This is a genomic window from Stenotrophomonas sp. 05L44_2 (genome assembly GCF_056665995.1).
The window spans coordinates 1-5,475 of the sequence record NZ_JBFTNR010000226.1; the positions used below are offsets into that span (position 1 = coordinate 1).

6 protein-coding genes and 1 pseudogene are annotated in these 5,475 nt (G+C 66.9%); 3 read left to right on the plus strand and 4 right to left on the minus strand.

Translation table 11 applies throughout. The features are described from left to right. Positions 1 to 649 (minus strand): ribonuclease E/G (locus AC1VAN_RS09715; RefSeq protein ID WP_480985713.1); only part of this gene is annotated, 649 nt, incomplete at its 3' end. A 406-nt stretch (positions 650 to 1,055) separates the two neighbouring features. On the opposite strand from AC1VAN_RS09715, the gene AC1VAN_RS09720 reads away from it, so the two are divergent. After that, complete coding sequence (locus AC1VAN_RS09720) at positions 1,056 to 2,030, plus strand: RluA family pseudouridine synthase (protein ID WP_025876523.1); 975 nt, start codon at positions 1,056 to 1,058, stop codon at positions 2,028 to 2,030. A 547-nt stretch (positions 2,031 to 2,577) separates the two neighbouring features. On the opposite strand, the gene zupT is transcribed toward AC1VAN_RS09720, so the two are convergent. From zupT to AC1VAN_RS09735, 3 genes are all read right to left on the minus strand, one after another. Beyond that, positions 2,578 to 3,387, minus strand: a complete 810-nt coding sequence (zupT, locus tag AC1VAN_RS09725; protein ID WP_025876721.1) for a zinc transporter ZupT — start codon at positions 3,385 to 3,387, stop codon at positions 2,578 to 2,580. A gap of 97 nt (positions 3,388 to 3,484) precedes the next feature. After that, entirely contained in the window at positions 3,485 to 3,901 is a 417-nt protein-coding gene (locus tag AC1VAN_RS09730; RefSeq protein WP_025876723.1) for an energy transducer TonB, read from the minus strand. After that, positions 3,898 to 4,248 carry a 4a-hydroxytetrahydrobiopterin dehydratase gene (locus AC1VAN_RS09735; protein WP_480985714.1) on the minus strand — a complete coding sequence of 117 codons (351 nt, stop codon included), beginning with the start codon at positions 4,246 to 4,248 and terminating at the stop codon, positions 3,898 to 3,900. Before AC1VAN_RS09735 ends, AC1VAN_RS09730 begins: the two co-directional genes overlap by 4 nt. Before the next feature lie 90 nt (positions 4,249 to 4,338). Between AC1VAN_RS09735 and AC1VAN_RS09740 the strand changes: the two genes are divergently transcribed. After that, positions 4,339 to 4,938 carry an NfuA family Fe-S biogenesis protein gene (locus AC1VAN_RS09740; protein ID WP_480985715.1) on the plus strand — a complete coding sequence of 200 codons (600 nt, stop codon included), beginning with the start codon at positions 4,339 to 4,341 and terminating at the stop codon, positions 4,936 to 4,938. 10 nt (positions 4,939 to 4,948) lie between these two features. Beyond that, positions 4,949 to 5,475: pseudogene (locus AC1VAN_RS09745) on the plus strand (hypothetical protein); the annotation flags it as partial.

Here is a 5,475-nt window from a genome sequence, read left to right on the forward strand (position 1 = left end):
GGGCGCGCACGATCAGGCGCGATTCCTGGTAGATCAGGAACGGGGCCGGCTTGCTCAGGGCTGCTTCGGCGATGGCGCGCCAGACGTTCAGCAGGTAATCCAGATCCCACTGCAGCTCTTCCGCATCGCGGCCAACGCCGGCGGTACGGATGATGACGCCCATTTCGTCGGGGATGTTCAGCTTGTCCAGAGCGTCCTTCAGGGCCGCCCGGTCTTCACCCTCGATGCGACGGGAAACACCGCCGGCACTGGGGGAGTTGGGCATCAGCACCATGTAACGGCCGGCCAGGGAGATGAACGTGGTCAGGGCGGCGCCCTTGTTGCCACGTTCTTCCTTGTCCACCTGGACGACGATTTCCTGGCCTTCCCTCAGCAGCTCGCGGATGCCGGCCTTGTTGTGGTCGACACCGGCCTGGAAGTAATCGCGGGAAATTTCCTTCAGCGGCAGGAAGCCATGGCGGCCACCACCGTATTCAACGAAGGCCGCTTCCAGCGAGGGCTCGATGCGGAAGATCCGGCCCTTGTAGATGTTGGACTTCTTCTGTTCCTTGGACGGCTGCTCGATGTCGATGTCATACAACGACTGGCCATCCACGATGGCAACACGCAGCTCTTCAGCCTGCGTGGCGTTGATCAGCATTCGCTTCATTGTTGCGTTCCTCGCAAGCGGCTACCGCGCGGAACGCCATGGAGTTTCGCCTCTGGACACGGCTCGCCGCCCATTCGCGCAAGCGCGGGGAGGGCGGCTTGGGTTTCCAGCGCTACGACACCACGGCAGGCCGCGGGAGCGCTTCAATTTTCTGGTTTTGGGTGTTGCAGGGCCGGAGGCAGCTGTCAGCCAGGCTGGAGCGCCGCACGGGACATGTTCAGCGCGACTGCGTGTCAGGCAATCGGCGATGGCCGGGAACGCCGGTGAGCCGCTAACATGGCCGCCCCGCGGGCGGTGGTCGCGCACTGTGCCGGATTCGTCGGAAGCGGGGCTTCTGGCCCTGAGTAACTTCCAACGAAATCAATCCCTTATCTCGCCCCCCGAGTGTAACAGAATAAACAGGCTGATGACTGCACAAGACCCCACCAAGCCGGCCGGCGACAAGCCTTCCGTGCGCATGATCACCGTTCCGGCCGACCGCGCCGGCCAGCGCCTGGACAATTTCCTGCTCGGCCAGCTCAAGGGTGCCCCGCGCAGCCTGGTCTACAAGCTGGTCCGCAGCGGCCAGGTGCGCGTCAATGGCGGCCGCGCCAAGGCCGAGCGCAAGCTGGAGGCCGGCGACGAAGTGCGGATACCGCCGGTTCGTCTCAGCGAAGAGGGAGACAAGGCGGGTCCGCCCGAGGCGTTCATGCGTCGGCTGGAGCAGGCCATCGTCTTCGAAGATGCCCGGCTGCTGGCGCTGAACAAGCCGACGGGCGTCGCCAGCCATGGTGGCAGCGGCATCAGCTTCGGCGCCATTGAGACCCTGCGCGCTCTGCGCCCCGGGCAGACCCTCGAACTGGTCCACCGGCTGGACCGTGACACGTCGGGCCTGTTGATCGTGGCCAAGAAGCGTTCGGCACTGAGCGAGCTGCAGGCACTGCTGCGTGAAGACCACGGCGCCGGTATCCGCAAGCGCTACCTGACCCTGTTGGCCGGGCGCATGCCGGACGGGGTGATGACGGTCGACGCGCCGTTGCACGTGGGCCTGCGCCAGGGCGGCGAGCGTCATGTGCAGGTCAACGCGATCGGCAAGGAATCCATCAGCCATTTCCGGGTGCTGGAGCGCAAGGGCGGCCATTCCTATTGCGAGGTGCGCATCGAAACCGGCCGCACCCACCAGATCCGCGTGCACGCCCAGCATCTGGGGCATCCGGTAGCCGGTGACGACAAATACGGCGATCCTGCGGTCAACAAGCGGCTTCGTGAGCAGATCGGGCTGAAGCGCCTGTTCCTGCATGCCGCGTCGCTGGAGTTCGCGCTGGACGACGGCAAGAGCCCGTATGTGCTGAACGCGCCGCTGGCCGATGAGCTGGTCGAGGCGCTGGATCGACTTCGCTAAGGGCGGTTCGGCGGCGCCGGGCGTTTGGCTGGAGCCGTCGTTTCCCTGCGATAAGTGGGCTTGTCACTTTCTTTGCTCGTGCAAAGAAAGTAACCAAAGAAACACGCCGCCATCCGCGAGCCAGCGCTGCGCGCCGGTGCCCTGTGCTCCTCGGTCCGCCGAGGGGCGGCGCGGAACTCGCTGCGCTCAAACACCCGCGCCTCTTCGCCCTCGCCGGACCTGCGGTGCTCGGCTCGCTACAAGGCGGACCCGACAGCCGCAGCGTAGACCCCAGGCTGCACGCAGCCTTTGCAGAGTCGAGCCACGCTCGACTCACGCGCGCAGCGCGGGCTTCGTTTTTAATCCTTTCATCGCGCGGCTGGCACGCACGTAGCCTGTCAGGGGCCGGGCGAGGTGGGTTTGCGGGGGTGTAAGCGCCATGGATGGCGCGCCCAAGCCCCCATGGATGGGTTTACGGCGTCCCCCGCATACCCACCTCGCCCGGCCCAACCGCAGCATCTCGCTCCGCCAGCCGCGAGGGGGGCTCAGCCCGTTGGCCGGAAATCCCTCACCACTTGAACAGCACCAGGCTGATCGCCAGCGTACCCATGCCGGCCACCAGGCCATACACGGTTTCGTGGCCCTTGGCGTAGCGCTTGGCCGCCGGCAGCAGCTCGTCCAGCGCCAGGAACACCATCACACCGGCAATCAGGCCGAACACCCAGCCGAACGTGGCGTGGGACAGCGAGCCGGAAAGCAGTACATAGCCGATCGCCGCGCCCACAGGCTCGGCCAGGCCTGACAGCAGGCTGGCGGCGAACGCGTAGAACTTGTTCTGCGTGGCGAAGTACACCGGCACCGCAATGGCGATGCCCTCGGGAATGTTGTGGATGGCGATGGCGAAGGCCAGCGGCATGCCCACCGACGGGCTCTCCAGCGTCGCGAAGAACGTCGCCAGCCCCTCCGGGAAGTTGTGCGCGGTGATCGCCACCGACGTCAGCAGGGCGACCCGCTTCAGGTATTCGCGGCTGTTCTCGCGGAAGGCCGGGTCCTGCTTGTCCAGGCTGTCATGCGGGTTGGGAATGAAGTGGTCGATCAGCACGATCACCACCACGCCCAGCAGGAAGGCGAGGGTGCCGTAGGTGAAGCCGGTGCGTTCACCATAGGCCAGCGCGAACGAGGCGATGGATTTGTTGAGGATCTCCGACAGCGAGACGTACACCATCGCGCCGCCGGCAAAGGCCAGGCCGAAGGCCAGCAGGCGCGGATTGGGGCGACGCGAGAACAGCACCAGCAGGCTGCCGATGGCGGTGGCAAGGCCCGCAGCGAGGGTGACCGCCAGGGCGATCCAGATGTTTTCGGGGGGAATCTGCAGCATGTACCGACGCGTTCCTTGTCATCAAGCAATCGCCCCGGCACGGGCCGGGGCGGCAAAGGCGAGGCGGGCGTCGGCTGGCCTCGTCACCGGCAGGCGATCAGCCGCCGCGGCGCAGGCTTTCTTCGATGGCGAAGCACTGGTCCGGCTTGGGTTGCGGCGGGTTGAAGCTGACCGGCACCTGGATCGTAGCCGGTACGGCCTCGCCATTGCGGGTGGCTGCCTTGAACTGCCAGCCCTGCACGGCGGTCTTTGCCAGATCGTCCAGCTGCGGGTTGCCCGCGCCGGTCAGCAGGGTGACCTCGCTGGGTTTGCCGTCGGTGCCGATCACCACCTTGAAGGTGCTGGTGCCGCCCACGCCGGTGCAGGCCAGTTCCAGCGGGTATTGCGGCGGCGGGGTTTTCACCGCAGCCACTTCGGTGGGTGCGGCAGCCGGTGCTGCCGGCGGTTCGGAGGTGCCGCAGCCGGCCAGGCCGGTCACGGCAAGCAGGGACAGGCTCAGCAATCGCACGTTCATTTCAGTTGCTCCGTCAGGGCCGAAGTCTTCGCTGCGCAGATGAAGTCGTTCTCGCTCAGGCCGCCCACGTCGTGGGTGGAGTAGCGGACGACGGCACGGTCGTAGTGGACGCCGAGGTCCGGGTGATGGTCCTCGCCGTGGGCGATCCAGGCCAGCGCGTTCACGAAGGCCATGGTGGCGTAGTAATCCTTGAAGCGGAACGTGCGCACCAGCGCCTGGCCGGCCTCGGCCAGCTCCCAGCCGGGAACCTGCGGCAGCAGTTCGGCCAGGCGGGCCTCGCCCAGCTTGTGGTCGCTGCCCTTGCGCGGCACGCAACGGGYCTGTGCCAGCGGAATCAGGTCGGCCATGGGTTCCTCCACCTCGTGTTGACTGAACAATGCGCCGGCCGGTGTATAAATCGAATGAGCGGCTGACGCTTACTTGGCTAGAATAGCCTGATGATCCAGATCTCCGACACTGCCCAGACCCATTTCCGCAAGCTGATCGAACGCGAGGGCGTGCCCGGCATGGGCGTGCGCTTGAGTGCGGTCGATCCTRGCACCCCGCGTGCCGATGCCCGGCTTGAGTTCGCCGAGCCGACCGACCTGCTCGGCGACGAGTGGGCGGTGGACTGTGATGGCTTCACCCTCTATGTCGACGCAAGCAGCGTTGGCTGGCTCGATGGCGCGGAGATCGACATCGTGCCCGGTACCGCTGGTACCCAGCAGCTGACGATCAAGGCGCCGCGGATCAAGGGCGAAGCGCCCGGCGATGCCGCCTCGCTGGTCGAGCGCGTGCATTGGGTGGTGGAAAACGAAGTCAATCCGCAGCTCGCGTCGCACGGTGGCAAGGTCGCCGTGCAGGAAGTCTCGGCCGACGGCGTGGTGCTGCTGCGCTTCGGCGGTGGCTGCCAGGGCTGCGGCATGGCCGACGTCACCCTCAAGCAGGGCATCGAGAAGACCTTGATGGGCCGTGTGCCGGGGGTGACTGCGGTGCGTGACGCTACCGATCACGACAGCGGCCACGCTCCGTATATTCCGCGCGGCAACGCCGCCTGATCGCCAACGCGTGCCTCTGCCCAGAGCCGAGCAACTCATCGACCTGCTGCTGGCGCGCCAGCMGCGACCGCCCATCCTCGAGAAGAGCACTGGCCTGCCGTACGGCTGGGCGATCTGGCTGCGGACGCTGACGCCGCTGCCGCGTCCGTTCCACGCGCGCGAGGTGATCGCAGTGCTGCTGCCGCGGCCGCTGCCCGGGCCTCCGGGGCGCTTGCCGGCGCTGGGGCCATGGGCGTCCCTGCGCCGCCTGTTCTGGCAGGACTGGGATCCGGCGCCGCGTGACCAGCGCTGGATGCGCTGGACCTCGGCATTGCTCAGCGCGTTGCTGCATCTGTTGTTCTTCCTGCTGCTGCTGTGGGTGGCGGTGATCCGCACGTCTTCGCCGGACGAGCAGGGCAGCGAGGGTGAGCGCGTGCAGATTGAATTCGTCGGCCGTGCTGCACAGGAAGGCGGCGGCGACCAGCCCGGTGCCGAGGCGGCTGCCGCCGCGGAGGCCGGTGCTATGGCCGCAGGCCAGGATGCCGGAGCGGCGACAGC